The sequence below is a fragment of the Stenotrophomonas sp. P5_A8 genome, assembly GCF_056400545.1.
Genome location: NZ_JBFULB010000529.1, coordinates 1 through 1,504, shown reverse-complemented (window position 1 = coordinate 1,504; position 1,504 = coordinate 1). Strand labels below are relative to the sequence as shown.

General features: G+C 54.5%; 3 protein-coding genes. 1 reads left to right on the top strand and 2 read right to left on the bottom strand.

All coding sequences use genetic code 11. From position 1 onward, the window contains the following. Positions 1-156 precede the first annotated feature (156 nt). Both AC1DQP_RS20385 and AC1DQP_RS20380 read right to left on the bottom strand, forming a co-directional pair. Positions 157-549, bottom strand: a complete 393-nt coding sequence (locus tag AC1DQP_RS20385; protein ID WP_478052417.1) for a hypothetical protein — start codon at positions 547-549, stop codon at positions 157-159. Positions 550-594: 45 nt separating this feature from the next. After that, positions 595-906 (bottom strand): hypothetical protein, encoded by a 312-nt coding sequence (locus AC1DQP_RS20380; RefSeq protein ID WP_478052416.1) that lies wholly within the window; start codon positions 904-906, stop codon positions 595-597. A 166-nt stretch (positions 907-1,072) separates the two neighbouring features. On the opposite strand from AC1DQP_RS20380, the gene AC1DQP_RS20375 reads away from it, so the two are divergent. Next, entirely contained in the window at positions 1,073-1,423 is a 351-nt protein-coding gene (locus AC1DQP_RS20375) for a helix-turn-helix domain-containing protein (RefSeq protein WP_457322409.1), read from the top strand. Positions 1,424-1,504: the final 81 nt, after the last annotated feature.

The following is a 1,504-nucleotide window of genomic DNA, read 5'->3' as shown; positions in this document are numbered from 1 at the left end:
ACATTGGTCTGGCGACGCTGCGCTTCTTGTTCGTCGAGTAGAGGTGCGGAGTGACTGGCCATGTCCATGATGGCGAGGAATCCGAGTAGTGGCGTTCCCCGATTCGTAGCACAAAATTCATTGCGGTCAAGATCGAGCGTTGCCTGCAAATCGGGATCACGGCTTCCCACCTTCGTTGACCGCTTGATTCAGGATCTCATACCACTGGTTCATCTCGTTCTCGCTTTGGAACGGGATGGACCACACGGGGTGATCCGTATCCCGGACACTCACAGTCAGCGTCCCCTGACACTTTGAGTTGTGCCAATGCTTCTCCCACGAGCGCACATTCGCCAACGGGTAGATCTTGACTGCATTGCGAGCACGGATCTTCAACCTCGAACGCTCGACTGAGATCGCCAAGCCGCCTTGCCCTCCAAAGTAGGAGCGTTCAAATTCTCGGCCAAAGGCCTCCCGCTGACTGCGGAATCGAAGAGCCTGATTGACACCGATGGCGACCAGCACGGCTGCGCACAAGACAAGCAAAAGGAGAAAGGTGCCAACGGTCATTGGATGTCCTGGGAGTTAGGGGGAGCGGTCAGATCGGTGGGGGAACTACTGGACCCGGCCAGTGATCTTCCAAGCACCGCCTACTTCGGTGAACGTGTAGACCCCGTCCATCTCATGGCCGAAGTCCCGTTCCATGGCCATGACCTGGCTCGATACGGAGCAGTTGTAGCTCGGTGCGCCCTCGGCCTTGACGCACTCGCCGCTTTGGAATTCCCTGATCTTGGCCTTGTCATTGCTGTTGTCTTTTACGTATTGCAAGAACGCGTTCTGACGGTCGTCATGGGACGGGCCGCCACCTGAGCAAGCTGCCAGGCAGGCGATCAACGCACCGATGACGGCAATGCGAACCTTAGACATGGGATTTCCTTGGGCTGAGTTCGGGAAAGAGACCGGTGACCAGGGCGGAAAGAGTGCGTCTATGGCCCTTGATCTTGACTAGGCTTGATGTTACTGAAAAAGTAACAGACAGCACAAGAGAGAAGCGCCATGCTCGTTCATCACATTGCCTGCCAGCGGTCTAGTTTTGGATTCGGAAGACGCTCGTCTGATCTTTGCTCATCGCCTACGCGAAGCACGCCTGAGGGCAGGGCTCACGCAGGAGGCCTTAGGCGTGGCCGCAGGGGTAGGCCCTGACGTGGCCCGCACACGCATCAATCGGTATGAAAAAGGCGTCAACGAGTGTGATCTGCGGACTGCTCAGCGTCTGGCCGAGGCTCTGGAGATGCCTTTGGCTGCGTTTTTCGCTAATGATGACGATCTGCAAGATTTGATTATTATTTATTCCAAGCTCCCCACATTTGAGCAGCAACTGCTTCTTTCCTACTTTAAGAAATTTTTACGTAGGAGGAATAAAAAAGAAGTGGGCCCCAAATAATTTAAGATCCTTTAGGGGGCTGTTAGGGGATTGCCAAATTTTAAGGCAAGAGCGCACTTATGGATTTTGCTCCGCAAATTC